Below are 25,598 nucleotides of genomic sequence, written 5' to 3'. Positions count from 1 at the left end.
GCAGGTCCAACAATGACAGCGATCGATCAACAGGGCGCGGCATCCGGCCGCCCCGGCGGCTCCTTCGGAGATCGCCTTTCCATGCGCACCAAACGGCTTTTGTGGATCTGGAGCTTTCTGGCGATCCCGATCCTGTTTTACAGCGTCATCCGGTTTTACCCGACACTACAGGCCTTCTATCTATCCTTCACCAACTGGGACCTGCTGCGGCCGGCAAAGTTCATCGGCGTCGCCAATTACGTCAAGCTCTTCAAGGACCCGCAATTCTGGAAGGTGTTCAAGAACACCTTCACCTATCTCATCGTCGGCACGCCGATCAGCCTCGTGCTCGCCTTCGTCATCGCCTTTTATCTCGACCGCGTGCGCATCCTGCACGGTTTCATCCGCGCGCTTTATTTCCTGCCCTATCTGACGACGGCAGCCGCGATGGCCTGGGTGTGGCGCTGGTTCTATCAGCCGCCGCCCATCGGCATCATCAATGACGTGCTCGGCATGATCGGCATTCCCCAGCAACCGTTTATCCGCTCCACCGATCAGGCGCTTTATTCGGTCATGGTAACGGCCATCTGGGCGGGGCTCGGTTTCCAGATCATCATCTTCATGGCCGGCTTGCGCGCCATTCCCACGACATTCTACGAAGCCGCTCGGATAGACGGGCTGAGTGAATGGGCAATCCTGCGCAAGATCACGCTGCCGCTTCTGAAACCCACCACGGTTTTCCTTGTCGTATTTTCATCGATCGGTTTCCTGCGGATTTTCGACCAGGTCTATAACATGACCACCAATGATCCGGGTGGCCCGCTAGGCTCCACCAAACCGCTGGTGCTGATGATCTACCAGACCGCTTTCAATTCCTATGCGATGGGCTATGCGGCCGCGCAGACTGTGGTCCTCTTCACCATTCTTCTTGTCGTATCGCTGATCCAGCTCTGGGTCCTGAGGGAAAAGAAATGAGCGAAACCTCGCCACTCTCCCACGCCCGCATCCGCCCCGGCCGCATCATCGCCTGGACGCTGCTGTTGATCGGCGGCCTGATCATGGTCTCGCCGCTGCTGTTCATGTTCGCGACCTCGTTCAAGACGGCGGATCAGGTCTATGATCTGCGCCTCATTCCCTCTGCACCGACAATCGCAAACTACATGACCGTCATGGCTGATGGCCGTTTCCTGCGCTGGTTCTTCAACTCGACGCTGGTTGCGGTCCTCGTCACCGTCTCCAACTGCTTTTTCGACAGTCTGGTTGGTTATACCTTGGCGAAATTCGAGTTTCGCGGACGTTACTTCATCTTCCTAGCCATTCTTTCCACGCTGATGATACCGACAGAAATGCTTGTCATTCCCTGGTATCTGATGTCGAGCCAGCTGGGCTGGCTCGACAGCTACTGGGGCATCATGTTCCCCGGCATGATGACGGCCTTTGGCACCTTCCTGATGAAGCAGTTCTTCGAGACGGTTCCGAACGACTTTATCGAGGCCGCACGCGTTGATGGGCTCAACGAATTCCAGATCTGGTGGAAAGTCGCCCTGCCACTGGTGACACCGGCGCTCTCCGCACTCGCGATCTTCACCTTCCTCGGCAACTGGACAGCCTTTTTCTGGCCGTTGATCGTCACGACAAGCAAGGAGCTCTACACCCTGCCCGTCGGTCTTTCGAGCTTTGCCGTGGAACAGCAGATCCAGTGGGAAATGATCATGACGGGCGCAGCCATTGCGACCATCCCTACCCTCATCGTCTTCATCGTCCTGCAACGCTACATCGTGCGCGGTGTGATGCTGGCAGGCCTGAAAGGATAAATCATGGCCGATATCAACCCGCGCAAGTCAGATACCAGCAAGTTTCCCGACCCTGTCTACAAGGAAACCGTGCTGCGCCCGCTGTTTGACGGCGCCAAGAACCACCACGTCGATGGGTTCCGCCGCATAGACCGCGCCCACCTTGTCATGCTGCGCGAAACCGGCATTCTCGATGCCGAGACGGCGGCCAAGATCGCCGGCGCACTCGAAGACATCGACAAAACCATCGAACCCTCGGAGCTTGTTTATACCGGCGAAGTCGAGGATTTCTTCTTCCTGATCGAGAAGGAACTGAAAGCCCGCATCGGCGTCGATATCGCCGGCCGCCTGCACACGGCCCGTTCGCGCAACGATATCGATCACACGCTGTTCAAAATCGGCCTGAAGGAGAAGATTGACACGCTCACCGCCAAGGCGCGTGTTCTGCTGAAAGCCCTGATCGATGCCGCCGAGCGTAACCAATCCACGCTCATCGTGGCCTATACGCATGGGCAGCCGGCCCAGCCCACCACCTTTGGCCATTACCTTTCTGCCGCCATCGAAGTGTTGATCAGGGATATCGACCGCTTCGCGGAGGCGCGCCGCATCGTTGATCTGTCGCCGATGGGCGCGGCCGCCATAACCACCTCAGGCTTCCCCATCGACCGCGCACGAGTTGCCGAATTGCTGGGCTTTGCTGCACCGTTGCGCAATTCCTATTCCTGCATCGCCGCCGTGGATTATACGACAGCGACCTATGGCGCGATCGAGCTGATGTTCCTGCATCTCGGACGGCTCATTCAGGACTTCCAGTTCTGGACGAGTTTTGAGGTCGGCCAGATCTACGTGCCGAATGCGCTGGTGCAGATTTCCTCGATTATGCCGCAAAAGCGAAATCCGGTGCCGATCGAGCATCTGCGCCACCTCGCCAGCCAGACATTCGGGCGGGCGCGCACCGTGCTGGACGTGATGCACAATACGCCCTTCACCGACATGAATGACAGTGAGGGCGAGACGCAGGGCATGGGTTATGAGGCCTTCGCCTCTGCTGGCCGGGTTCTCGATCTGCTTGCCAGCCTCGTTGGCCAGATCAGCATCGATCCCGACAGGGTCGACCAGAACATCCGCCGATCCTGCATTACCATTACGGAGCTGGCGGATTCGCTTGTCCGCATAGAAGACCTGTCTTTCCGTCAGGCCCATGAAATTGCCGCGAATGTTGCCAAGAGCGTCGTCGCGCTCAAGGGCGATCTTCCGAACGACGGTTACCAGCCCTTCCTCAAGGCGTTCCACGAGCTGACAGGCCGGCATACCGGAATCGACGAGGAAAAATTCAGACAGATCGTCTCGCCCGAGCACTTCGTCGCCGTGCGCAGCCGTTTCGGCGGCCCGGCGCCTGAACCCATGCGGCAAGCGATTGCCAGCTATCGCAACACGCTTGCTGCATTCGAGGCGGAAGCACGGCGATCCGCCGATCACGAAGCGGCAAAGGCCGCGGAACTCGCAGAGAAATTCACCGCGCTGACGGGAGCCCGATGATGGCGACAATCGAACTCAATAAACTCGTGAAGCGCTACGGCAAAGTCGAGGCGGTCAAGGGGATTGACCTTGCCATTGAAGACGGAGAATTCGTTGTTTTTGTCGGCCCTTCCGGCTGCGGCAAATCCACCACCCTTAGAATGATCGCCGGCCTGGAAGAAATCTCTGACGGCGCGCTGAAGATCGGTGGCGACATCGTCAATGAGAAGGAACCGAAACAGCGCAACATCGCGATGGTCTTCCAGAACTATGCGATCTATCCGCACATGACGGTTCGCCAGAACATCGGCTTTGGCCTCTACACCTCGAAGCTTGACCGTGAAGAAAAGAACCGCCGCATTGAGGAGGCCGGCCGGGTTCTCGGACTGGAGGCCCTGCTCGACCGGCGGCCGGCGGCCCTGTCAGGCGGTCAGCGGCAGCGTGTCGCCATCGGCCGCGCCATGGTGCGCGATCCTGCCGCCTTCCTGTTCGATGAGCCCCTGTCTAATCTAGACGCCCAGCTGCGCGCTCAGATGCGTATTGAAATCAAGCGCTTGCATCAGCGTCTTAAGACGACAACCGTTTATGTCACCCACGATCAGGTGGAAGCCATGACCATGGCGGATCGCATCGTGGTGATGAAGGACGGCCACATCCTGCAGGTCGGCACTCCAACGGAGCTTTATGAAACACCCGTCGACATCTTTACCGCACGCTTCATCGGCAGCCCCTCGATGAACCTGCTGCGCGGAACCAGAGCCGGCGACTGCGTCGCGCCGTCCGCAACGGGTGAGCTTCTGATCGGCGTCCGGCCGCATGATCTGCTTGTTGGCGAGTCTGGGTCCGCTCAGGGAACGTTTACCTTGGAAGGAACAGTCACGGCAGTCGAGCCGCTCGGGCCGGAGACGCTTGTTCATCTGGACACCGACAACAGTTCGGTGATCGCCACGGCGAGAAGCAAAACTATTCCGGCCGTCGGCAGCCGGCTGCAATGCCAGGCGGAGCGAGGTTCGCTTTATCTCTTCGACGCCAAGACGGAAAAGCTTCTGGGCCGCGCATGATGTCAACGGAAAAAACTGCCGTCATCAGCGTCGGCCGGATCTATTGTGACCTCATTTTCACCGGTCTTAATGAACTGCCGGTGCTCGGCCGGGAACTGTTTGCCCGAGACATGAAAATTGCAGCCGGCGGCGGAGCCTTCATTGCCGCTGCGCATTTCGCCCATATAGGCCGCCCGGTTGCGCTGCTTGCAAGACTGGGCACCGATACGTTTTCGCGCGATATCGGTGAGAAAATGGCGCAGAGCGGCGTCGATCTGAAGTTTCTGGAACATGCAGCAGATGCCGGACCGCAAGTTACGGTGGCGACTGTGGTTGGTCAGGACCGGGCTTTTTTGACGCGCCGCGCCGGTGCCGCCCGGCCTTCGACGCTGGATGCCGCCTTTGCGTGGGATAACGCCCGGCATCTGCACATCGCCGAATTCGCCACGCTGCATGAGATGCCCGATCTGGTTTCACGCGCCAAGGCAAGCGGATTGTCGGTATCGCTCGATCCAAGCTGGGATGCTTCGCTGATCTACGACAAGGGGCTGCTCAAGGCCTGTGCCGGTGTCGACGTGTTTTTGCCCAATCTTGAAGAGGCGGAAGCAATCACGGGGCATTCTGACCCGGAACGAGCCACCCACGCCCTGTCAGAAGCCTTTCCCGTCGTGGCGCTGAAAGGCGGCGCGCAGGGCGCTTGGGTATCTTGTCGAAGGGGCTTGCAGCATCTGGCAGCCCAGGAAGTACCCGTGGTCGACACGACCGGCGCCGGCGATGCCTTTAATGCCGGTTTTCTTGATGCCTGGCTTCAAGGCTGGGACGAACAGCAATGCCTCACAGCCGGGGTTGCCGCGGGCAGTCTTGCCGTGCAGGCGGCGGGCGGCGCGCCGAGGGTGTCGACCACCGCTTGAGGCACCTTGCCGCCTCACTCGCCGCGCGGAAAACGCTGGTTTTCTTCCAGCACGTTGAGATCCATGTGGTTACGCATGTAGCGTTCCGAAGCCTTCTGCAAGGGTTGGTAGTCCCACGGGTAATAGGCGCCGTTGCGCAGCGCCTTATAGACCACCCAGCGTCGCGCCTGGCTCTCGCGAACAGCAGCGTCGAACACCGGCAACTGCCACCGCCGGCCAATTTCGGCGGAAAGCGACGAGAGCACGTCGCTGAAAGCGGGGTCGCCGGCGAGATTGGTGCGCTCTTCGGGATCGGCATCCAGATCGTAAAGCAGCGGCGGATCGACCTCACAGACGGACAATTTGTATCGGCCGTCCCTGATGGCGACGAGCGGCGAGATCGAGCCTTCGGCGGCATATTCCATCGGCACCGGGCCGCGCCCGCCGGTGCCAGCAGCCAACGGCGCCAGATCCTCGCCATCCGTCCAGCGTTTAAGCGAGGTGATATCAAGCCCCGCCAGACCGCACAGCGTCGGCGTCACATCCAGTGTCGAGGTCGGCGTATCGATCAATGCCGGCTGCCATCCTGGCGCGGCGATCATCAGCGGTACGCGGGCCGAGCCCTCGAAGAAGCACATCTTGAACCACAGGCCGCGCTCACCCAACATATCGCCATGGTCTGAAAGGAAGAGGACGATGGTGTCCTCCTCCATCCGCGTCGCCTTCAGGACGCCAAGGATTTCGCCGACCTTCTCGTCGATATAGGAGACGTTGGCGAAGTAACCGCGGCGTGCCCGGCGTATCTGCTCCGGCGAAATATCGAAGGCATTGTGGTCACAGGCTTCCAGCAACCGTTTCGAATGCGGGTCCTGCTGATCGAAAGCAATGGCCTCCGACTGCGGATCGAGCGCCGGGCAATCCTCATAGAGATCCCAGAATTTCCGCCGCGCCACATAGGGATCGTGCGGATGGGTGAAGCTGACCGTCAGGCACCACGGTCGTTCCTCAAGTCTACGAGACAGGTCGTAAAGCTTGCGTGTGGCGTGATAGGCCACCTCGTCGTCATATTCCATCTGGTTGGTGATTTCGGCAACGCCTGCACCGGTGACCGAACCGAGATTGTGGTACCACCAGTCGATCCGCTCGCCTGGCTTGGTATAGTCGGGCGTCCAGCCAAAATCCGCGGGATAGATATCGGTCGTCAGACGCTCTTCGAAGCCGTGCAGCTGATCAGGCCCGACGAAATGCATCTTTCCGGAAAGTCCGGTGTAATAACCCGCCGCGCGCAGATGGTGCGCGTAGGTCGGGATGTCGGAGGCAAACTCTGCGGCATTGTCGTAAACGCGGGTACGACTTGGCAATTGCCCGGACATGAATGACGCGCGAGCCGGTGCACAAAGCGGGCTAGCCGTATAGGTATTGGCGAAGCGGACAGAGCGCTCCGCCAAGGCTTTCAGATGCGGCGCATGGAGAAAATCGGCCGGTCCATCGGGAAACAACGTCCCGTTGAACTGGTCGACCATCAGAATGAGGATATTGGGACGCGGCATTTACACTTTCCGGCTCAGAGACCAAGCTTGCCCTTAACGGCATCCGCACCCGGTTTGCCATCCAGCGTATTTACGCCCTGCAACCAGCCATCCAACGCTTTGGGATTGGCCTTCAACCAGGCCGCTGCCGCAGCTTTGGAATCTTCGCCGCCGAGAATCGAACCCATCAGGGTATTTTCCATGCCAATATCGAACTTCAGGTTTTTGAAGAGCCCCGCGGCATTGGGGCATTTTTCCGGCCAGCCGGTGCGGGCAAGCGTATAAACCTCTGCACCGCCGAAATTCGGGCCAAAATAGGCGTCGCCGCCGGAGAGATAGGCGATATCGATCTTCTCGTTCATCGGATGCGGTGCCCAGGCAAGGAAGACCACAGCCTTTTTGTCCCTCCCCGCCCGTTCCACCTGCGCCAGCATGGCCTGCTCACCAGATTCGACGAGCTGCCAACCTTTCAGGCCGAAATCATTGGCGTCGATGATCTTCTGGATATTCTGGTTGGCCGGTGCGCCGGGCTCGATGCCGTAGATCTTGCTTTCGAATTCATCGGCATGTTTGGCGAGATCGGCGAAGTCCTTGACGCCCTTTTCCGCCATATAGGCCGGCACGGCGAGCGTGAACTTGGCGCCCTCGAGATTCTTCGTCAAGACCTCGGCAGCTTTCGCCGAATTGAGGTCATCTACGAAGGATTTCTGCGCCGGCATCCAGTTCCCGAGGAAAACGTCGATTTCGCCGTTCTTCATCGCCTGATAGCCGATGGGCACGGAGAGCGTCTTGACGTCGGCTTCATAACCCAGTGCATCGAGCAGTACCGAGGCGACGCCATTGGTTGCGGTAATATCCGTCCAGCCGGGATCGCTGAGACGGATGGTCTTGCAGGCGGCATCGTCGGCAGCCTGAAGCGGGGTTGAGAAGGCTGCCACTGACAGAAACAGACCGGCGGCAATGCGATGCAGATGAGACACTGTTTTCATTGCGGATCCCCCTTTATTAGTCCAGTTTATTGAACACCACGTTGCTTTCACCTGTGAAGCGGGTAATTTTCGATGCCTGATATAAAGGAATTTGATGGCAGAGCGACCTCTCGATCTTGGCTGGATGCGCATTTTCACCGAGGTGGCCCGCTGTGGCAGCCTGACGGCCGCGGCAGCATCGATGAGACTGACCCAACCGGCTGTGAGCTATCAGATCCGCAGGCTTGAGGATGAGCTTGGTGTCACTCTTGTCCGCCGACGACACCGCGGCATCGAACTGACGGCCGAGGGGCAGCGGCTGTTCGAGGTCGTTTCGCGCAATGTCGATGCCGTTGACCTGGTGGCGCAACAACTTCGCCGCACAAATGAGCGTCAGACCATTCGTCTGCATACCGACTATGCCTTCTCGTCGTTGTGGCTTATCCCGCGGATGCATGGGTTTCGTGCGCTCAACCCCGATATCAATATCCAGATCGTCGCCACGCAGGATCCGCTGGGTCAAGGCAAGCACGATAGCGACGTGATGATCATCTTCGGTACGCGGCAGGACGCTGGCGAGGGTTCAATCTTGCTGCTTTCGGAAAAAGTTACGCCGGTCTGCTCCCCGGCTCTTCTGTCGGACACACCGGCGCCAGCAACCATCGCGGATTTTTTACAGCGCAAACTCATTCATCTTGAAAACACGTCTCAGGCGCACTGGTTCGACTGGCCCGGCTATTTCAAGCATTTCGGCGCGCACAGGGGAGCAGAGAGCGACGGCAGCGATATCACCTTCAACAATTACACCATGGTGGTGCAGGCAACCATCGGCGAACAGGGTTTCGCGCTCGGCTGGGCCGGGCTCGTCGATCCCCTGCTCGAAGCAGGCGTGCTGGTAACGGCTGGCCCGAGTCTTGAGGCGCCGGGCCGCGGTTACTGGCTCGTTCGGCCGAAAAGCAGCGACAATGCGGTTAGAAAGCTTACGGCATGGCTGATCGACGAGCGGCGGTGACGCCGCTCGCCCTGCACATTTTCCGCTTCAGATGGGATAATGCAAGGGTCCGTCCTGAAGCGTTACCCACCGTAGTTCAGTAAATTCAGCTATACCGGCCGTACCGCCAAAGCGCCCGTAACCCGAACCCTTGACGCCCCCAAACGGCATTTGCGCCTCATCATGCACGGTCGGTCCGTTGACATGGCAAATACCACTCTCGATCCGCGCGGCAACGGAAAGCGCCCTTGCCTGATCCCTTCCGAAAACCGCCGCCGACAGCCCAAATTCACTCTCGTTGGCGATGCTGATGGCTTCATCGATCGTGCCTGCGCGGATAATCGACACGACTGGACCAAAACTCTCTTCGGAATAAAGGCGCATGGCCGGGGTGACGCCATCGACGGCAATCGCGTCAAGCATGGTGCCTTCACCACCGCCACCTGCGATCCGTCGCGCGCCTTTGGAGATCGCATCATCCACAAGTGAACGGATGCGCAAAGCTGCTTCACCCGTCACAAGTGAGCCGAGCGGTGTTTTGCCCTCACGCGGATCACCTGCGATAAGACCGCCCGCCTTTTTCGCAAAAGCATCGACAAACTCGTCAGCAATACTATCGAGCACGATAATGCGCTCGGTCGACATGCAGATCTGCCCTTGATTCATATAGGCACCAAATGCCGCAGCCGCGACCGCCGCATCGATATCCGCATCGTCCAGTACAATGAGCGGCGCCTTCCCCCCAAGTTCAAGCAACGCAGGTTTAAGATGTCGACCTGCCGTTTCCGCGATGACGCGTCCGACGCGCGTGGAGCCAGTAAAGTTGACACGCCTTACTGCCGGATGGGCAATAAGCGCTTCAACGATTTTTGCTGCGTCTTCCGGCGCATTCGAAACGGCATTGAGCACGCCCTTTGGCAGGCCTGCGGACGCAACCGCGTCAATGATCAGAGCATGAGTGCGTGGGCAAAGTTCGGAAGTCTTCATGACAATGGTGTTGCCGCAGGCAAGAGGCGTGGCGATGGAACGCACACCAAGGATGACAGGCGCATTCCAGGGCGCAATGGACAGGACAACGCCGGCAGGTTGGCGCAGCGCCATCGCCATGGTGCCCGGACGATTGGACGGAATAACTTCTCCCTTGATCTGAGTGGTGAGACTTGCCGCCTCCACCAGCATGTCACTGGCGAGCATCACATTGAACCCGGCCCAGGCCTCGGTTGCGCCGATCTCCTCCTTCATTGCTTCGATGATAGCGGGTCCAGTCGCGCGCAGCGCGTCTGCCGCGGCTAGAAGATGGCGCCGACGTTCACCGGGCGTTGTCGCGGACCACGTCGGAAAGGCGGCTGCGGCTGCATCGGCCGCTTTCGTTGCATCCTCGACAGACGCCGCGGCGGCGCTCGTCACGGCACTACCGGTAACTGGATTGTTACGCTCGAAGCGCTTGTCATTTGCAGCAGCGCAATGATCGCCACCGATGAAAAGATTGACGGTCTGCATATGTCTCCTCCTGCCGGGCCCACCTTCTCCTCAAGGTGTTTATGCCCGCAATACGCAAAGTTTAGCGAGGACATCGCCACAGGAAATGCACTAGTGTGGCTCGTTTTTGTACTTTTGAGAAAAAGATGGCGTCTCCAAATCACAAGTCCGTGGGCGGCCAGTCCACCCTCGCCCGAATATTGAGTTCACCGCTGCGGGCAAATGAGGTGAAACTCACGCCAGGCAATGCGCATCTGATCCTGCTCGCATCCGGAAACGCATGCATCACCGGCAACGACGAAGACCTTTACCTGCCGGCACCGGGCATGGCGTGGTTGCCGGCAGGGCACACCGGTCGCCTTCGGTTGGAAGCGGGAAGCAGGGCGTCACTGCTGTCCATCAACGATGTCTGCCTTGCGCATGCCTTCGCGAAGGGGACCAACGCACTTTTCCCGCGAAACGGTCTCGATCGCGTTTTGACAGAAACGCTTTCGCAGGAGCATCATGCGGAGTTGGCAGGCTATGTAAAAACCATTGCGTCCGAAAATCTCCGTCCGACGGCCGCGACACAGACGCTCATTCTCAACCTTCTATGTGTCGCATTGATCCGCATTTGCCAGTGTACCGCATCGGCAATCACAGCTACGTCCATGCCATCGAGTATCGCAGAACGTTTTGTTTTGCTGGTCGCTCAACACAAGCGCGACCATTGGAACGTTGAGACTTATGCACGCCATCTCGGCATCAGTCGTGACCGACTGGGCTCGATCATCAAAGCCGCAACTGGATTATCGCCGAAGGCTTACATCCACCGCGAATTGTTTTCAGAAGCGCGCGAGCTTCTTTTGAACTCGTCCTTTCAAGTGTCTGAAATCGCATATCGTTTAGGATTTCAAGACTCGGGTTACTTCAACCGATTTTTCACTCGGATCGAGGGGATATCGCCCGGGCGGTTGAGGCGGGCTGCGTTTCGGTTTCCTGCTGAACCTGCGCATTCTTTTGCAGCATGGCCTTGACTGCGATCAGCTATCGGCAATGCCATTTGCCTTCGTCAACACGCGATACCTTCCGATTGGCAGCATCATAGGTTTGCCGGAGGTGGGATCCTTGATCACCCGGCTTTCAATACCAAAAACCTCGCGGATATTTTCCTCTGTCAGCACCTCTTCGGACGAGCCATTGATATGCAGCTTTCCGGCGCGCATCGCGACAAGATGATCCGCATAACGCGCCGCAAGGTTGAGGTCGTGCAGCACCATGACGATGGTGGTCTGGCGGACCTGATTGAGATCTGTCAAAAGGTCCAGTACCTCAACCTGATGGCTGATATCAAGGAAGGTTGTCGGTTCATCCAAGAGCAAGATGTCTGTTTGCTGGGCTAGCGCCATTGCGATCCAGGCCCGCTGGCGCTGGCCGCCGGAGAGTTCATCGACAGGGCATTCGGCCAGTTCCACGGTGTCCGTGGCGGCAAGCGCCGCAGCTACCGCCTCATCATCCTCCCTTGACCAGCGCGCGAAGAGGCCATGATGAGGGTGTCGGCCTCGGCTGACGAGATCGGCAACAACGATGCCCTCCGGTGCGATCGGGGATTGCGGCAAAAGGCCCATACGTCTTGCCAAGTCGCGCGCGGGTAGACGATGGATCGACTTCCCATCAAGCAGGACCTGACCAGCGTGCGGCGTTATCAGCCGTGACATGCTGCGCAGGAGGGTGGACTTGCCGCACGCATTGGCCCCGACGATGACGGTGATCTTGCCGCGCGGGACAGTAAAATCCAACCCTTCGATAATGAGGTTTTCGCCGTAGCCGGCAGACAGGCCGCTGACAGAGAGGGAGTGGCCGGTCATAACGAGGCTCCGCTGCGGTTCACCCGCACGATCAGGTAAATCAGATAAGGCGCGCCTAGCGCACCAGTCACGACGCCGACCGGGTAGCGGCCTGGCAACAGGAACTGGCCGCAATAGTCACCCACCAGCACCAGCACCGCCCCAATCAGCGCGGCAGGAATGAGCAGTGAGCCATTGTTGCCAATGATACGCGCCGCAATTGGCCCAGCAAGGAAAGCCACAAAGGCTATTGGCCCGCAGACGGCTGTTGCAAAAGCAATCATGCCGACGGCGGCAATGATGACAAGAACTCGGGTTCGCCCGACCGAAACACCGAGCGCCGCAGCCGCATCGTCTCCCAGTCTCAAGGCTTCGAGATCGCGCGCGCGGCTGACAAGCAGGCCGCCGAAAAGGAGGAGCGCGATTGACAGGGGCAGAAGTTGAGCCATCTTCGCACCGTTGACGCTGCCGGTCAGCCAGCGCATCGCTTCCTGGAGCGACCAGGCCGGGGCAACTGAGAGAACATAGGCAATAAAGCTCTCCAGCATGGCTGACACGCCGATGCCAACAAGGATCAATCGAGTACCGGCTGCACCGTTGCGGAGGGCAAGAAGATAAACAACGAGCGCAACGCCGAGACCGGCGGTGACAGCGAAGACAGAGACCAGCGGCCCGCTCATCTCGAGGACAACGATGGCAAAGACGGCCGCGGCACTTGCGCCCGAGCTGATGCCAATAATATCCGGACTGGCAAGCGGATTGCGCAGCATGATCTGGAACGCGACGCCCCCGAGTCCGAAGCTCATGCCCGCCAGAAGCGAAAGCAACGCGCGGGGAAGGCGCAGCTGCCCGACGGTGAAGGTAACACCGGGAATTTCCTCCCCCATGAGAACGCGAATGACATCAGCGGGAGATGTGAAGGATTGCCCGACCATCAGCGTGACGGCCGAAGCGGCGATCAGGATCATCGACAGAATGGTGATGACAATGCGACGCCGGCTGTCGCGGGCTCGGCGATTAAGAACGAGGTTTTCGATGATGGGAGCGTGCATGGTCACAGTTCGCGCACCCTCTGGCGTCTGACGATCCAGATGAAGAAGGGCGCGCCGACGAGTGCAGTGACAATCCCGACATCAAGTTCGGAAGGCCGCGCAACCATGCGTCCGACAATATCGGCAGAGATGAGCAGACATGCCCCTCCCAGCGCCGAAAATGGTAGCAACCAGCGGTTATCCACGCCGACCAGCAGGCGGCAAAGATGCGGCACCACTAGCCCGACAAAACCGATTGGTCCGCAAACCGCGGTGGCCGCGCCGCATAGTAGAATAGCGCCCAACGAGGCGACGGCTCGGGCCAGCACGACATTCTCGCCGAGCCCGGCGGCAAGTTCGTCTCCCAGCGCGAGAGAGTTCAGCTTTCGCGCCGAAAGCAGGCTGATGATGAAACCGGCGGCCAGAAAGGGCAGCACGGTCTCGATGCGCTCGAAGGTCGCCCCGCCAACACCGCCGATCTGCCAGGATCGGACGCCGCCGGCAATATCGCTGCGCGGCAGGACGACGGCGATAACCAGCGACGAAAAGGCGACGGACGTGGCCGCGCCCGCGAGAGCCAGTTTTAATGGTGTCGCGCCGCCTCGCCCCAAAGAGCCGACGACATAAACGAAAACCGCGGACGCCCCCGCACCGGTAACCGCAGTGATGATAAAGGCCTGCGCCGAGGCAATGCCTAAGCAGACGATCCCGATGACGACGGCGAGCGATGCCCCCATGTTCACGCCGAGAATGCCCGGATCGGCAAGCGGATTGCGGGTAACGCCCTGCATGATGGCACCGGACAGCCCAAGTGCTGCCCCACACGTGAGGGCGAGCAGTGTGCGTGGTATTCGTACCGCGACCGCCGCCTCTGCAATAGTGTCCTTGCGACCGCTGAGCCCGCCAAGAATATCCAAGAAAGAAACGTCCCGCGTTCCGATGGCAACGGACAGCGCGCAAAGAAAGGCAAGAAAGGCCAGCGTGGCGCCAAGCCATATCGCGCGAACGCGGCTTGAGCGACTGCCGCGTGGCAGAGCCGTCGCTTTGCCTGGTTCCGATAGGGTCACTGCGATTTTCCCGAGGATTTGCTGGCGGCCTTCGCAAGCAGATCAGCATAGTCCTTCAAAACCCATGAAATCGAAAGCGGTGTGGGGTTCGAAGCCGTGCCAAGCGGATCGCGGCCAAGCATCACGACGGCATTATTGGAGACAGCAGGCATTCGGGCGAGAAGCGGATCAGCGCGCATGGCATTGAGAAGTGGCTCACTGCCATAGGTAACGAGGATGTCGACATCGTCGAACGCATCGACACTTTCCGCGCTGATGCCGGCTGCAAATTGCCCTGGCTTTGTTGCCTCCGCGACGCTTTTTGGAGAGCCAAGACCAAGATCGGAAAAGAACTTCACCCTGGTGTCGTTTGCCGTATAGAAATTGACGACGCTGAGATTTGTGGCGTCGAGATGAGTGACAAACATCGCCGTCTTGCCCTTCAGCTGCGGGTGGCCAGCAACGACCTGCTCTATCTCGCCCTGAATGCGTTTGATGAGTGCCTCACCCTCCACCGCCATGCCAAGGCCGGCGCTGTTCAGCCGGATCGTCTCGCGCCAGTCGGTCGCCCAAGGGGAAACCGGATAAGCAACAACAGGCGCAATCTGGCTCAGCGTATCGTAATCGGACTGGCTGAGGCCGGAATAGGCGGCAAGGATCACATCGGGCTGGGTTGCCGCGACCGCCTCGAAATCGATGCCATCCCCCTCGTCGAATAGAACCGGTTTTCCCGCATTGAGCTCGGCAAGCCGCTTTGTCACCCATGGCAGCAGCCCGTCGCCATCATCATCGCCAAAATTGGCTGCCGCAAAACCGACCGGCACGATGCCAAGCGCCAGCGGCACCTCATGGTTCGCCCAGGCGACAGTAGCGATCCGCTGCGGCTTTTTCGCGATCGTTGTCGATCCAAAAGCGTGTTTGATGACCACCGGATAGCTTGTCGCCTCCACCGCCGAGGCCGTGTGAGTTGCGATCACCGACAGGAAAAGCACAAGTGCTGGCACGAGGCCGCGGAACGGGTGAGGCATGACGAAGCTTTCAAAGATTTAAAAGTGGACTTGAGTTCTCAGCTTCAAATGCTCCCGTCAAGCCCAGGCGCGAAATACCGGTGTAGGGGTGGTGAAATTTCCGGGGTTTTTTACAAAACAGAAAAAAAATACAATACCGGACTAACATTCTCAAGTTATTGGGCGCGTCGAGAGTGGCCGTGGAAAGCGGCGATCGGGGCATCAAGGTCTGGGGCATACCAATGAACATCAAAACCGTAAGCAGGTATCGCAAAAGCGCGCGTCGTCGTTATCGGGACGCGGCGCTGCTAGCCTGCACTTCGCTGGCCGCCACCCTGCCCGGCTCCCTGTCGGCGCAAGAGGCGGCCAATACCGACAGTACCACGGTTCTGGAGCGCATCACCATCGACAGCGGCGATAATGACCAAAAGTCAATCGTTGCTACCCGCACGACGAGCGGTAGCAAAATGGCGACGGATATTCTCGACACCCCGGCTGCCGTCTCCGTTATCACTGCCAAGGAAATGCAGCAGCGCGGCGTTCAGAGCGTGGAAGAGGCGTTGCAGTACACGGCCGGTGTGACTACCGATTTTTATGGCTCAGACGACCGTTTCGACTACTTCAAGATTCGCGGTTTCGATGCCTATACCTATCGCGACGGCCTCACACTCGGCCGGCCTTTCGGTGCGTTGCGCGAAGAGACCTATGCCTATGAGCGTGTGGAAGTGCTGAAGGGCGGAAATTCCACCACGTTCGGCGTGTCGGACCCCGGTGGCTCGGTCAATTATTCCACCAAGGTCCCGAAACGAAGCCGTTTCGGCGAAGCTTATATCGCTGGCGGGTCTTATAGCCGCGCCGAGACAGGCTTCGATTTCGGCGACAACATCACCAGCGACGACACTCTGTCCTATCGTCTGACCGGCAAGCTCAGAAATGCCGATGCAGAATATGACCATTCGCGCGACGACGAAAAGTTCTTCATGGGTGGTTTGACATGGCGCCCGACCGACGCCACGAGCTTGACCGTCGTTTATGACCATCTCAACAAGGATGGTGTTCCCGGCGGCGGGGGCCATCCGGTAGGCTCACATTTCGATCGAAGCCGCTTTTTCGGCGAGCCGGGCTACAATTATCGCGGCACGAATCGCAATTCGCTAAGCGTGATGTTCGACCACGATTTTGGCTCTGGTCTAACCTTGAGTTCCAATGCGCGTTACAGCAAGGCTAATACCGATTTCGGATACGCCTATATCTCTTCGACGCCAACCAACGGTTCTACCATCGCCAATCGTTCCTATTTTGGCAACGATACCGAGACCGAGAACTTCCTGATCGATACGCGCCTGCAATATGACACGCGGTTTGAAAATGTTGAAAGTCGCAGCCTCGTCGGTGTTTTTTATAATGACTACGAATCCGGAAGCAAAAGCTACTTTGGGGCCGCGCCAAGCATCAATTGGATGAACCCGGTTTACACCGGCACGCCCTCTTCCGTTCCGCTCTATGCCAGCTCGCTTACTAACCAGAAGACAAAGGCGGTTTACCTGCAGCAGGACCTGACCTTTTTCGACAGGCTCATCGTCAGCGCCGGCCTGCGCAACGACTGGATCGATACGGACCAGACCAACCGCCTGAATAGCACGACAGCGAGCGGCGACATCAGCGAATTGACGAAGCGCATCGGGGTTTCCTACAAGATCACCAGTGAAATCGCACCCTATCTCAGCTATGCCGAGTCGGTGGTGCCGGCCTCCGGGCTAACGGTCGAACCCGAACGCGGCGAGCAAATCGAGCTTGGGATCAAATATAGGCCGGAAGCGTACCCAGCCCTGTTTACCGCCTCTATCTATGACTTGAAGAAGAACAATATCACAGTCACGAGCCCGATCACCAACCTGCCAACCACTATTGGCGAAGTGCGTGTGCGCGGTCTCGATCTCGAAGCAAAGGCGGAGGTGACGGACAATCTCAGCCTGACCGCGGCCTACTCCTATCTCAACGCCGAGATCACCGAAAACGGCACCGGCGGCAACGTCGGCAACCGCCCGCAATTTGTTCCCGAGCATCAGGCCTCGCTGTGGGTCAATTACACGCTCCAAGGTAATGATCACTTCGGAGACACGACCTTCGGTCTTGGCGGCCGCTACACCGGCGCCTATTATTTCGACAATGCCAACAAGGTCGAAACGGCAAGCAGCTTTACCGTTGACGCCGCGCTAAGCTACAAGATCCAGGAAACGGCCTCGTTGGACGTCAATGTCTCCAACATCTTCAATGAAAAACACGTTTCCTATGGCGGGTTTGGCGCTGACTTCTATAACCCGGGACGGGCGTTTTCCGTCACCTTACGAAAGACGTGGTGAGCCGACACGTTCCAAGACATGCTGGGCAGTTTCGGAACAATCAACTTATCCCGAGCCGATTCCCGAGGATGACCGAAAGTGGGATTTCAAACGAGATCGCGAGTAGACGCGATATCGATCCCACTCTCTAAAGCAACAGGTGCAACCGCCGCCACGCGGCGGGCGTGTTGCCCACTGATTGGCGGAAGGCTTTTGTCAGATGTGCCTGATCAGAAAAGCCGAGCTGAGCGGCGATATCGGCGACAGTTAAATCACTCTCCAGCAGAAGTTTCTGGGCGACGTTGATGCGCTGTTGCAATTGCCACTGCAGAGGTGTCTTGCCCGTGGTCTGGCGAAATACGGTCGCGAACCAGCTTTCCGAAAGCCCGACAATATCTGCCATTTCGGCGACGGTCACACGGTCGCCGCGCCTTTCTAACTTGGCATAGAGCTTGTTCAGTTGCGCCTGCGTCAGCCTGCCGTTCACCTGATCCCCCGGAAGACCAGGAATATCCAACAGACCGGCAACAATGCTGCCGACCAGACTTTCGGCGTAAACCGCATGCTTCGAGGGTTCCGCCAGTTCATCGACGAGCAAGCTGGCGAGGGTTTCCACAGAACCAATATCCTGAACCTCGACCGGGCGGCGTAGCGCCGCCATAGCCGCTGAACTACCAATGGAGGGCGCGAGGAAACGCAGCAAACGATCTTTATGGATATGCAGATTGAGATGCGAGAAGCGATGGGTGGCGCTGCTGCTCGTCCACATCGGCACTCCAGCAGGGACATAGATAGCCCGTGTCATCGGCCGTGCGTGATCGGTAGATTCGCCGTTGCTGTTGGACATGGTAATGCGGGAGGAGACATCATTGAAAAAAATCATGATGCGTGGGTCGGCTGCGAGATAATAACCCTTCGCCCCATCCTGGCTTTCGGCCTCCCAGAAAGCCCCGACCAGCCCGTCCAGCTGCCGCCATTTCACCGGTGCAGTAACACTGATCCCTTCGGTGTACCAGGTCATGGAATGCCAGAAACTCAATGCGCGTACCGTTCGATTTCGATTATAATCAGCTGGAATTAAATGAGGGGCGCGAAGCGCCCGTGTTTCCGCTCAGTCCAATAACATGAGTTCTTCATTCATGTTAATAGCGAAGTTTTTTGTAATGCGAAACATTTGCTGGGCCGCGAGTTCGGAACCTCTGTTGATCGCGACCGTTGAACTCACGAGACGATTTAACAAGGGAGATCATCATGGATAGCAAGAAAGAACCGGGCGATTTCGCCGAAAAGAAGCGCGAGGAGCATGGCCGTGGCGTTATCGTTGCGGGACCGGATGCCCACGAAAATGAAAAAAGCGAAAAGACGCCTACTGGACGTACGGAAAATTCCTCTCCGGAGCGCGACGTTCCCTCCTCCGACCGCCGATAAACGCGCCGATCCAGCGACCTCCGCCGGACGATTAAGCCAATCGCCTGCCGCCGTTGTCTGGCAACCAAATCAGCTCCAAAAAAACACCTCCCCGATCGCTCGGGGAGGTTTTTGCTTTGGCTGGATTGATGTCGACTTAGAGCAGGTCGAAACGGTCGGCGTTCATTACTTTCGTCCAAGCAGCAACGAAGTCGTGAACGAATTTCTCCCTGTTGTCGTCCTGTGCATAGACTTCCGCGTAAGCGCGCAGGATCGAGTTGGAGCCGATGACGAGGTCGACACGGGTTGCCGTGTATCTCGTGGCGCCCGTCTTGCGATCACGGATCTCATAGAGATTGCTGCCGGTCGGGACCCAGGAGAAGGCCATATCCGTGAGCGTCGTGAAGAACTCGGTCGTCAAAGCGCCCCGCTGTTCAGTAAAGACACCGTGCGCCGCCCCGCCATAGTTGGCGCCGATGACACGAAGACCGCCAATCAGTACCGTCAGTTCCGGTGCGGTAAGACCGAGAAGCTGGGCCCGGTCAAGCAGAAGCTCCTCAGGGCTGACCACATAGTCCTTCTTGATCCAGTTGCGGAATCCGTCAGCCAGGGGCTCAAGCGGCGCGAAGCTATCAGCATCCGTCTGCTCAGCGGTGGCATCGCCACGACCGGGCGCGAAAGGCACGGCGATATCGAAACCGGCAGCCTTGGCTGCCTGTTCAACGCCGTAATTGCCCGCAAGAACGATGACATCGGCGATGCTTGCACCGGCTTCATTGGCAATCGGTTCCAGAACCGACAGCACACGCTGAAGCCGCTCGGGCTCGTTGCCTTCCCAGTCCTTCTGCGGCGCAAGGCGGATGCGCGCGCCATTCGCGCCGCCGCGCTTGTCCGACCCGCGGAACGTGCGAGCGCTATCCCATGCAGTCGAAACCAGATCGGCAACGGAAAGGCCGGAAGCGGCGATCTTCGCCTTGACGGCAGCGATATTGTAGCTCGTGGAACCTGCCGGTACCGGGTCTTGCCAGATCAGGTCTTCAGCCGGAACATCCGGACCGAAATAGCGGGACTTCGGACCCATGTCGCGGTGGGTCAGCTTGAACCAGGCGCGGGCGAAAACCTCGGAGAAATGTTCCTGATCGTCCTTAAACTTCAGCGCAATCTCGCGATAGATTGGATCGACCTTCAAAGCCATGTCGGCATCGGTCATCATCGGGATGGTGCGGATCGAAGCGTCTTCGACATCGACGGGCTTGTCTTCTTCAGCGATGGTGATTGGCGCCCATTGCGATGCGCCAGCCGGGCTGTGCGTCAACGTCCACTCATGCTTGAACAACATGTCGAAAAAGCCGTTGTCCCACTTGGTCGGATGGCTCGTCCACGCGCCTTCGATCCCCGAGACAACAGTGTCACGGCCAATACCGCGCCCCTTGGTGTTCATCCAGCCAAGCCCCTGGAATTCAGGGCCTGCGGCTTCCGGATCGGGGCTGAGGTTTGCAGCGCTTCCGTTACCATGCGACTTGCCAATGGTATGACCACCAGCGGTAAGGGCGACGGTTTCCTCGTCGTTCATGCCCATGCGGGCAAAGGTCTCGCGCATTTGTGCTGCGGTCGCCATAGGATCGGACTTGCCGTTCACGCCTTCCGGGTTAACGTAGATGAGGCCCATCTGCACGGCGGCGAGCGGATTTTCAAGCGTCTCTGGCTTGGTCACGTCGCCGTAACGGCCATCACTCGGCGCCAGCCATTCTTTTTCGTCACCCCAGTAGGTGTCTTTTTCCGGAGCCCAGATATCTTCGCGGCCGAAGGCGAAACCGTAGGTCTTCAGACCTGCAACATCATAGGCAATAGTGCCGGCAAGAGCGATGAGATCCGCCCAGGAAATCTTGTTGCCGTATTTCTTTTTGATCGGCCAGAGCAGGCGGCGCCCTTTGTCGGTGTTAACATTGTCAGGCCAGGAATTGAGAGGCGCAAAACGCTGGTTTCCGGTGTTGGCGCCACCGCGACCGTCTGTGACGCGATAGGAGCCGGCCGCATGCCAGGTCACGCGCGCCATCATGCCGACATAGCTACCCCAGTCGGCCGGCCACCAGTCCTGACTGTCTGTCATCAGGGCGCGCAGATCGGCTTTGAGTGCCTCGACGTCGAGCGTCTTTAAGGCTTCGCGGTAGTTAAAGGAGGTTCCAAGCGGGTTGGTCTTGGTGTCGTGCTGGTGCAGGATGTCGAGGTTCAGCGCATTCGGCCACCACTCGGTCACCGATTTACCGGAAGCCGTATTGCCTCCATGCATGACGGGACATTTACCAGCCGGTTTAGAAGTTGCGTCCATTTCGCCCTCCGATGGGTTTTTACAATTAATCGTAACAGTCAACTCGACACATGCAGCAGCCGCCATCTGCAAGAGGCCGACGACAGCGCTAGTGATCTCTCACAACTACATCTTCTTTCTGTCACGAAGATGACTAACAGTCGGGTTCCATAATTTCCAATTGTATATTCTAAAGACTCCGATATGCTGAGCTTATGATTACCCTATCGATGAAACACCTCCGTTATTTTGACTCGTTAGCAAAGATTGGCCATTTCGGGCGCGCGGCGGAAGCGTGCGCCATCTCTCAGCCTGCACTTTCTTTGCAGATCCGGGAACTGGAGGAATTGATCGGTGCGCCGCTTGTCGAGCGTGGCAGCCGCCAGATCAGGCTGACCACCCTCGGTGAAGAATTTGCCGAGCGTACGCGGTCGATCCTGCGTTCTGTGGATGAATTGCAGGATCTGGCGCGCGCCGGTCAGGGCCCGCTGAGCGGTCGGCTGCGGATCGGGGTCATCCCGACGGTCGCGCCCTATCTGTTGCCGCAGGTCATCAAGACGCTGACCCGCCATTATCCGGACTTGGAAGCTCGGCCGCGCGAGGCCGTGACGCAGAAACTTATTGAGGACTTGCTCGAAGCCCGGCTCGACATGGCGATCGTTGCCCTGCCCGTCTCAGAACCGGCGCTCGAGGAGGTTCCGCTGTTTTCGGAAGAATTCATTTTGGTACGTCCTTCCGAGGACGAGGGAATGCCGGTACCGAGCGCTGACAAGCTGGGCGAAATGCGGCTTTTGCTCTTGGAGGAGGGTCATTGTTTCCGCAACCAGGCCCTTTCTTTTTGCAGCACCACGAACGCGCCGCCGCGGGTATTGATGGAGGGAAGCTCGCTATCGACATTGGTGCAAATGGTGGGCGCAGGGATCGGCGTGACACTCATTCCCCAGATGGCCGTCGATATGGAGACGCGGCAATCCTCCGTCTCGGTGTTCCGGCTGGCGGAGCCGCGTCCATCACGCACAATCGGCATGGTGTGGCGCAGAAGCAATCCGCTTTCGGCGCAATTTTCCCATATTGCGGAGATCGTTCGCGACTGTGGACTGCAGAAGGTTCAGGGCGGAGCCGTCCCTACCCGATGAAGCTCGCCAGAGCGGGCCACACAAAGCCGAGACAACAGGCGATTCTGATCCGCCTCTTTCGGCTGCTGGCGATATAGGTGGAACGGCAGCTTGCGGCTTACAGCTTTCCGCCGCTTTCTCGTTTCCTCTTGCCTTTCGGGCGGAAATCGACCAGCAGCGATTTCAGTTCAATATCCCGGACACGCCTTGCCGCTTCATCGGGGCGCACCCATTCCGAGACGCGTTGTCCGCGTTCCTTAAAACTGGCGTCAGCCTCAGTCACTTCGATCTGAAACACATCCACCATGCAGGGGACGACATCGCCGTTATCGAGCATTTTCAGATACGTATAGCGGCCGACGGCGTCCTTCCTGACGCGGCCGCGCACGCCCGCCTCTTCCCACGCTTCGATCGCCGCTGCCTGGTGCGGCTTCTTGCGTTTCATCGGCCAGCCACGCGGAATGATCCACCGGCCGCTGGTCCTGGAGGTAACCAGCAAAATCTCAACGCCCTCGCCATCGGCGGCATAACGGAAGCACAAGGCGGCATATTGCTGCCGAAAAGCGCCGGTGAAGAGCTTTTCGGGAACCGCAGCCAGTTGCTGGAGTAAGGTCAGTGGACGAGCCGGTCGGGATTTGCGGCGCTTCTTTGATGATTTCATATCCGTTGATAGTGCTGATTTTCCGGGTTGCATCAATGCCCCGCGTGGATTTATGACAGTTTTATGACAATCACCCCCAACAACTAATATAGCGCCATTGAGGGCCAATTCGCATGATGAGTATTTTTCGCAAGCTGATGCCGCGCGAGGACCGTTTCTTCGACATGTTCAGCAAACATTCCGAAACCGTCATCAAAGCGGCTGAAGCCCTTGACCAATTGCTGAGCGGGACAGACGTCGACAAGAACTGTGAGCTGATCGTTGCGCTCGAACATCAGGCTGATGACATTACCCGCGATGTGCTTCTTGCCGTCAGACGCAGCTTCATCACGCCATTCGATCGTGGCGACATCAAGGACCTCATCCAGTCGATGGATGATGCCATCGACATGATGCACAAGACCGTCAAGACAATCAGGCTTTTCGAACAGAGCGAGTTTGACCCGCTTATGAAAGAGATGGGCCATGAGATCGTGCGTGCAGCCGGACTGATCGCGGAGGCAATCCCGCTTCTCAACAAGGTCGGTGCGAACGCGCAACGCCTGTCGGCGATCGCCGAAGAGGTGACGCGGGTCGAGGGCCGCTCCGACGATCTCCATGATCAGGGGCTGAAGGATCTCTTCCGCCGCCATGGTGCGACCGGCAATGCGATGGCCTACATGATCGGCAGCGAAATCTATGGCGAACTCGAAAAGGTTGTCGACCGGTTCGAGGATGTGGCCAATGAGATCAGCGGCATCGTGATCGAGAACGTGTGATGGATGTCGCACTCGCCCTGCCGCTGCTTGTCGGCCTCATTGCCATCGCATTGTTCTTCGATTTCCTGAACGGTTTGCACGACGCCGCCAATTCCATCGCCACCATCGTTTCGACGCGCGTGCTGCGGCCGCAATATGCAGTCGCGTGGGCGGCGTTCTTCAATTTCATCGCCTTTCTCTTCTTCGGCCTGCATGTGGCAGAGACCCTCGGCACCGGCATCATCGATCCGGCCATCGTCTCACCGCAAGTCATCTTTGCGGCCCTCATCGGCGCTATCGTCTGGAACATCGTCACCTGGGTTTTCGGCATACCGTCCAGCTCGTCGCATGCCTTGATCGGCGGCCTCGTCGGGGCCGGCCTTGCCAAGGTGGGCTTTAATTCCATCGTCTGGTCAGGCCTATTGAAGACGGTTGGCGCGATCTTCATGTCGCCGGCCATCGGGTTCTTTCTGGCGCTCATTCTCGTACTGGCCGTGTCATGGCTTTTCGTGCGGCAAACGCCGTTTGCCGTCGACCGAACCTTCCGCGTGATGCAGTTCATTTCCGCCTCGCTTTATTCGCTGGGCCACGGCGGCAATGATGCCCAGAAAACCATGGGCATCATCGCCGTGCTGCTTTTCAGCCAGGGGCATCTTGGCGAAAGCTTCTATGTTCCGTTCTGGGTGGTGATCTCCTGCCAGTCTGCCATGGCGCTTGGCACACTGTTCGGCGGCTGGCGCATCGTGCATACGATGGGATCGAAGATCACCCGGCTCAACCCGATGCAGGGGTTCTGTGCCGAAACCGGCGGTGCGCTGACCCTGTTCGGCGCCACCTGGCTCGGTATCCCCGTTTCCACCACCCACACCATCACCGGCGCGATCGTCGGCGTGGGTGCGGCACGCCGTGTCTCGGCGGTGCGCTGGGGGCTTGCAGGCAATATCGTCATCGCCTGGGTCGTCACCATGCCAGCGGCGGCACTGATCTCCGCTTCGGTTTATGGACTGACCTCGCTCTTCAGCTGACATGTGACAAGCTTGGAAGGGGCTCCCGGAACAAAAGCTTATCGAGGCTGTTTGATCCGGGAGTTTAAAAAAGCAGGCGGATCTCCATCATGGCGCGGCAGGTTTTCTGGAAGGGTTATCTCAAACTGTCGCTGGTCACTGCATCCGTTTCGCTGACACCGGCAACGACGGAAAGCAATAAGGTTCGGTTCCACGTTCTCAACCGAAAAACCGGCAACCGCATCGAAAGCCGCTATGTCGATAGCGTCACTCACAAGCCGGTCGCCGCCAAAAACCAGGTGAAGGGTTTTCCCCGCGGCGAAGACGATTACGTTCTGCTGGAAGACGACGAAATCGACGCCGTGGCGCTGGAAAGCACCCGCACCATCGATATCAAGACCTTCGTTCCCAAGGGATCGATCGACTGGATATGGTACGACCGACCTCATTTTCTGCGCCCGGAAGATAAAATTGGCACTGAAGCCTTCAGCGTCATCCGTGAAGCGATGAAGGCGAACGACGTTTACGGCATAGCACGGCTCGTTATTTACCGCCGTGAAAGAGCCGTGCTCCTTGAGCCATCGGGAAAGGGCATTATTCTCTGGACCCTGCATTACGGCGAGGAGGTGCGAGACAGCATCGATGCGCTGGAACCAAAGATGAAGATCGAAAAGCCATTGCTGCAGGCGATGGAAAAACGCATCGGCAAACAGGTGACCGGCTGGAAGCCCACCCTCGTGCAGGACCCTATTCAGAAGAAGATCAAATCTCTTTTGAAGTCAAAGGGCGACGAGGTCTCCTCCTCGAAAAAGAAGAGCAGCAGCAAGCCTAAGACCGGCGGCAATGTCATCAACATCATGGATGCGCTGAAGAAAAGCATCGCCGCCGAAAAGCGAGGCTGAAGTCTGTCCGGCTCTGCATAGCGAG

Annotated in this window: 23 protein-coding genes; 13 read left to right on the top strand and 10 right to left on the bottom strand. The window is 58.3% G+C overall.

Annotated features, from left to right (window positions below; all coding sequences use genetic code 11):
• The first annotated feature begins 12 nt into the window (after positions 1-12).
• From AT6N2_RS22860 to AT6N2_RS22840, 5 genes are read left to right on the top strand one after another with little or no spacing between them, the layout of a single operon-like run.
• A complete protein-coding gene (locus AT6N2_RS22860; RefSeq protein ID WP_063951647.1) occupies positions 13-954 on the top strand; it encodes a carbohydrate ABC transporter permease in 942 nt (313 codons plus the stop codon).
• Positions 951-1,793 carry a carbohydrate ABC transporter permease gene (locus AT6N2_RS22855; RefSeq protein WP_063951646.1) on the top strand — a complete coding sequence of 281 codons (843 nt, stop codon included), beginning with the start codon at positions 951-953 and terminating at the stop codon, positions 1,791-1,793. Before AT6N2_RS22860 ends, AT6N2_RS22855 begins: the two co-directional genes overlap by 4 nt.
• A gap of 3 nt (positions 1,794-1,796) precedes the next feature.
• Positions 1,797-3,311 (top strand): argininosuccinate lyase, encoded by a 1,515-nt coding sequence (argH, locus tag AT6N2_RS22850; RefSeq protein ID WP_209091582.1) that lies wholly within the window; start codon positions 1,797-1,799, stop codon positions 3,309-3,311.
• On the top strand, positions 3,311-4,351 hold the full coding sequence (locus AT6N2_RS22845; protein ID WP_209091971.1) for an ABC transporter ATP-binding protein: 1,041 nt from the start codon (positions 3,311-3,313) through the stop codon (positions 4,349-4,351). Before argH ends, AT6N2_RS22845 begins: the two co-directional genes overlap by 1 nt.
• Positions 4,348-5,241: a carbohydrate kinase family protein gene (locus AT6N2_RS22840; protein ID WP_209091580.1), complete on the top strand. Its 894-nt coding sequence runs from the start codon at positions 4,348-4,350 to the stop codon at positions 5,239-5,241. Before AT6N2_RS22845 ends, AT6N2_RS22840 begins: the two co-directional genes overlap by 4 nt.
• A 14-nt stretch (positions 5,242-5,255) precedes the next feature.
• Here the strand turns inward: AT6N2_RS22840 and betC are convergent, their stop codons facing one another.
• Both betC and choX read right to left on the bottom strand, forming a co-directional pair.
• Positions 5,256-6,770, bottom strand: a complete 1,515-nt coding sequence (betC, locus tag AT6N2_RS22835; protein ID WP_209091579.1) for a choline-sulfatase — start codon at positions 6,768-6,770, stop codon at positions 5,256-5,258.
• A gap of 14 nt (positions 6,771-6,784) precedes the next feature.
• Positions 6,785-7,738 carry a choline ABC transporter substrate-binding protein gene (gene choX / locus AT6N2_RS22830; protein ID WP_063951641.1) on the bottom strand — a complete coding sequence of 318 codons (954 nt, stop codon included), beginning with the start codon at positions 7,736-7,738 and terminating at the stop codon, positions 6,785-6,787.
• A 94-nt stretch (positions 7,739-7,832) separates the two neighbouring features.
• Between choX and AT6N2_RS22825 the strand changes: the two genes are divergently transcribed.
• On the top strand, positions 7,833-8,729 hold the full coding sequence (locus AT6N2_RS22825) for a choline sulfate utilization transcriptional regulator (protein ID WP_063951640.1): 897 nt from the start codon (positions 7,833-7,835) through the stop codon (positions 8,727-8,729).
• Between the two features lie 27 nt (positions 8,730-8,756).
• Here the strand turns inward: AT6N2_RS22825 and AT6N2_RS22820 are convergent, their stop codons facing one another.
• A complete protein-coding gene (locus AT6N2_RS22820) occupies positions 8,757-10,208 on the bottom strand; it encodes an aldehyde dehydrogenase (protein WP_209091578.1) in 1,452 nt (483 codons plus the stop codon).
• Positions 10,209-10,303: 95 nt separating this feature from the next.
• On the opposite strand from AT6N2_RS22820, the gene AT6N2_RS22815 reads away from it, so the two are divergent.
• Entirely contained in the window at positions 10,304-11,203 is a 900-nt protein-coding gene (locus AT6N2_RS22815) for a helix-turn-helix transcriptional regulator (protein WP_233282576.1), read from the top strand.
• A gap of 6 nt (positions 11,204-11,209) precedes the next feature.
• Here AT6N2_RS22815 and AT6N2_RS22810 read toward each other — a convergent pair whose 3' ends face one another.
• The 4 genes from AT6N2_RS22810 to AT6N2_RS22795 are packed head-to-tail and all read right to left on the bottom strand — an operon-like array spanning position 11,210 to position 15,118.
• Complete coding sequence (locus AT6N2_RS22810) at positions 11,210-12,034, bottom strand: ABC transporter ATP-binding protein (RefSeq protein WP_209091577.1); 825 nt, start codon at positions 12,032-12,034, stop codon at positions 11,210-11,212.
• Positions 12,031-13,065, bottom strand: coding sequence for a FecCD family ABC transporter permease (locus tag AT6N2_RS22805; RefSeq protein WP_209091576.1), 1,035 nt, complete (start codon positions 13,063-13,065; stop codon positions 12,031-12,033). Before AT6N2_RS22805 ends, AT6N2_RS22810 begins: the two co-directional genes overlap by 4 nt.
• Before the next feature lie 2 nt (positions 13,066-13,067).
• Positions 13,068-14,111 carry a FecCD family ABC transporter permease gene (locus tag AT6N2_RS22800; RefSeq protein ID WP_209091575.1) on the bottom strand — a complete coding sequence of 348 codons (1,044 nt, stop codon included), beginning with the start codon at positions 14,109-14,111 and terminating at the stop codon, positions 13,068-13,070.
• The gene (locus tag AT6N2_RS22795) at positions 14,108-15,118 is read right to left on the bottom strand and encodes an iron-siderophore ABC transporter substrate-binding protein (protein ID WP_209091574.1); all 1,011 of its coding nucleotides are present in this window, start codon (positions 15,116-15,118) and stop codon (positions 14,108-14,110) included. The genes AT6N2_RS22800 and AT6N2_RS22795 overlap by 4 nt, the downstream gene beginning before the upstream one ends.
• Positions 15,119-15,339: 221 nt before the next feature.
• Here AT6N2_RS22795 and AT6N2_RS22790 point away from each other — a divergent pair, with 221 nt between their 5' ends.
• Positions 15,340-17,460, top strand: coding sequence for a TonB-dependent siderophore receptor (locus tag AT6N2_RS22790; RefSeq protein WP_209091573.1), 2,121 nt, complete (start codon positions 15,340-15,342; stop codon positions 17,458-17,460).
• Between the two features lie 127 nt (positions 17,461-17,587).
• Here the strand turns inward: AT6N2_RS22790 and AT6N2_RS22785 are convergent, their stop codons facing one another.
• A complete protein-coding gene (locus AT6N2_RS22785; RefSeq protein ID WP_209091572.1) occupies positions 17,588-18,478 on the bottom strand; it encodes a helix-turn-helix domain-containing protein in 891 nt (296 codons plus the stop codon).
• 212 nt (positions 18,479-18,690) lie between these two features.
• On the opposite strand from AT6N2_RS22785, the gene AT6N2_RS22780 reads away from it, so the two are divergent.
• Positions 18,691-18,867, top strand: a complete 177-nt coding sequence (locus AT6N2_RS22780; protein ID WP_077225235.1) for a hypothetical protein — start codon at positions 18,691-18,693, stop codon at positions 18,865-18,867.
• 136 nt (positions 18,868-19,003) lie between these two features.
• On the opposite strand, the gene katG is transcribed toward AT6N2_RS22780, so the two are convergent.
• Entirely contained in the window at positions 19,004-21,175 is a 2,172-nt protein-coding gene (gene katG / locus AT6N2_RS22775) for a catalase/peroxidase HPI (protein ID WP_063951632.1), read from the bottom strand.
• Between the two features lie 194 nt (positions 21,176-21,369).
• Between katG and AT6N2_RS22770 the strand changes: the two genes are divergently transcribed.
• Complete coding sequence (locus tag AT6N2_RS22770; protein WP_209091570.1) at positions 21,370-22,290, top strand: hydrogen peroxide-inducible genes activator; 921 nt, start codon at positions 21,370-21,372, stop codon at positions 22,288-22,290.
• A 97-nt stretch (positions 22,291-22,387) separates the two neighbouring features.
• Here AT6N2_RS22770 and AT6N2_RS22765 read toward each other — a convergent pair whose 3' ends face one another.
• Positions 22,388-22,930 (bottom strand): NUDIX hydrolase, encoded by a 543-nt coding sequence (locus AT6N2_RS22765; protein ID WP_063951630.1) that lies wholly within the window; start codon positions 22,928-22,930, stop codon positions 22,388-22,390.
• A 113-nt stretch (positions 22,931-23,043) separates the two neighbouring features.
• On the opposite strand from AT6N2_RS22765, the gene AT6N2_RS22760 reads away from it, so the two are divergent.
• The 3 genes from AT6N2_RS22760 to AT6N2_RS22750 all read left to right on the top strand — a co-directional run bounded on the left by AT6N2_RS22760 (position 23,044) and on the right by AT6N2_RS22750 (position 25,573).
• A complete protein-coding gene (locus AT6N2_RS22760; protein ID WP_063951629.1) occupies positions 23,044-23,688 on the top strand; it encodes a DUF47 domain-containing protein in 645 nt (214 codons plus the stop codon).
• Positions 23,688-24,692: an inorganic phosphate transporter gene (locus tag AT6N2_RS22755; protein ID WP_063951628.1), complete on the top strand. Its 1,005-nt coding sequence runs from the start codon at positions 23,688-23,690 to the stop codon at positions 24,690-24,692. Before AT6N2_RS22760 ends, AT6N2_RS22755 begins: the two co-directional genes overlap by 1 nt.
• An 89-nt stretch (positions 24,693-24,781) precedes the next feature.
• Positions 24,782-25,573 carry a Ku protein gene (locus AT6N2_RS22750; protein ID WP_063951627.1) on the top strand — a complete coding sequence of 264 codons (792 nt, stop codon included), beginning with the start codon at positions 24,782-24,784 and terminating at the stop codon, positions 25,571-25,573.
• The last annotated feature ends 25 nt before the right edge of the window (positions 25,574-25,598 follow it).

It is taken from the genome of Agrobacterium tumefaciens, from assembly GCF_017726655.1.
GTDB lineage: Bacteria > Pseudomonadota > Alphaproteobacteria > Rhizobiales > Rhizobiaceae > Agrobacterium > Agrobacterium tumefaciens_B.
The sequence above is the reverse complement of the archived record's forward strand: the minus strand, read 5'-3'. Positions and strand labels throughout refer to the sequence as shown.

Excerpts from the sequence above, each read along its gene's own strand:
- AT6N2_RS22755 (WP_063951628.1), top strand. The coding sequence starts at position 23,688 with ATGGATGTCGCACTCGCCCTGCCGCTGCTTGTCGGCCTCATTGCCATC.
- AT6N2_RS22810 (WP_209091577.1), bottom strand. The coding sequence starts at position 12,034 with ATGACCGGCCACTCCCTCTCTGTCAGCGGCCTGTCTGCCGGCTACGGC.
- AT6N2_RS22760 (WP_063951629.1), top strand. The coding sequence starts at position 23,044 with ATGATGAGTATTTTTCGCAAGCTGATGCCGCGCGAGGACCGTTTCTTC.
- choX (WP_063951641.1), bottom strand. The coding sequence starts at position 7,738 with ATGAAAACAGTGTCTCATCTGCATCGCATTGCCGCCGGTCTGTTTCTG.
- AT6N2_RS22855 (WP_063951646.1), top strand. The coding sequence starts at position 951 with ATGAGCGAAACCTCGCCACTCTCCCACGCCCGCATCCGCCCCGGCCGC.
- AT6N2_RS22820 (WP_209091578.1), bottom strand. The coding sequence starts at position 10,208 with ATGCAGACCGTCAATCTTTTCATCGGTGGCGATCATTGCGCTGCTGCA.
- AT6N2_RS22750 (WP_063951627.1), top strand. The coding sequence starts at position 24,782 with ATGGCGCGGCAGGTTTTCTGGAAGGGTTATCTCAAACTGTCGCTGGTC.
- AT6N2_RS22765 (WP_063951630.1), bottom strand. The coding sequence starts at position 22,930 with ATGAAATCATCAAAGAAGCGCCGCAAATCCCGACCGGCTCGTCCACTG.
- AT6N2_RS22795 (WP_209091574.1), bottom strand. The coding sequence starts at position 15,118 with ATGCCTCACCCGTTCCGCGGCCTCGTGCCAGCACTTGTGCTTTTCCTG.
- AT6N2_RS22790 (WP_209091573.1), top strand. The coding sequence starts at position 15,340 with ATGAACATCAAAACCGTAAGCAGGTATCGCAAAAGCGCGCGTCGTCGT.
- AT6N2_RS22845 (WP_209091971.1), top strand. The coding sequence starts at position 3,311 with ATGGCGACAATCGAACTCAATAAACTCGTGAAGCGCTACGGCAAAGTC.
- AT6N2_RS22840 (WP_209091580.1), top strand. The coding sequence starts at position 4,348 with ATGATGTCAACGGAAAAAACTGCCGTCATCAGCGTCGGCCGGATCTAT.
- betC (WP_209091579.1), bottom strand. The coding sequence starts at position 6,770 with ATGCCGCGTCCCAATATCCTCATTCTGATGGTCGACCAGTTCAACGGG.
- AT6N2_RS22805 (WP_209091576.1), bottom strand. The coding sequence starts at position 13,065 with ATGCACGCTCCCATCATCGAAAACCTCGTTCTTAATCGCCGAGCCCGC.
- AT6N2_RS22770 (WP_209091570.1), top strand. The coding sequence starts at position 21,370 with ATGATTACCCTATCGATGAAACACCTCCGTTATTTTGACTCGTTAGCA.
- katG (WP_063951632.1), bottom strand. The coding sequence starts at position 21,175 with ATGGACGCAACTTCTAAACCGGCTGGTAAATGTCCCGTCATGCATGGA.
- AT6N2_RS22825 (WP_063951640.1), top strand. The coding sequence starts at position 7,833 with ATGGCAGAGCGACCTCTCGATCTTGGCTGGATGCGCATTTTCACCGAG.
- AT6N2_RS22860 (WP_063951647.1), top strand. The coding sequence starts at position 13 with ATGACAGCGATCGATCAACAGGGCGCGGCATCCGGCCGCCCCGGCGGC.
- argH (WP_209091582.1), top strand. The coding sequence starts at position 1,797 with ATGGCCGATATCAACCCGCGCAAGTCAGATACCAGCAAGTTTCCCGAC.
- AT6N2_RS22780 (WP_077225235.1), top strand. The coding sequence starts at position 18,691 with ATGGATAGCAAGAAAGAACCGGGCGATTTCGCCGAAAAGAAGCGCGAG.